The 229-nt window shown below is 33.6% G+C and carries 1 protein-coding gene; it reads right to left on the bottom strand.

All coding sequences use genetic code 11. From position 1 onward, the window contains the following. Nucleotides 1-229 (bottom strand): hypothetical protein (locus tag SB724_RS22170; RefSeq protein WP_410573284.1); only part of this gene is annotated, 229 nt, incomplete at both ends.

The raw sequence follows: 229 nt of genomic DNA, 5'->3' as shown, positions 1-229 counted from the left end.
CTAAATATTTCTCAGTCGTACCGATGCACTCCAATGCAATTTTCTCTAATTCTTTAAAAGTTTTAAAGCGCTCAGCATGGCTAAACTGATGCTTCCAAGTAAAAAGAGCAAAAGTAGCGATTAGAGCCATTAATAATGTGGCAATACTAGCAATAATGCTAAACACCTTATCTAAAGAACCTAAAGTTGTAGAGTTAATATCGAAGTTAATGCCTAAAATAATACCTAC

Source organism: Bacillus sp. SIMBA_031, assembly GCF_046535225.1.
Classification (GTDB): Bacteria; Bacillota; Bacilli; order Bacillales; family Bacillaceae; genus Bacillus; species Bacillus velezensis.
This window is presented reverse-complemented; position numbering and strand designations above follow the sequence as displayed.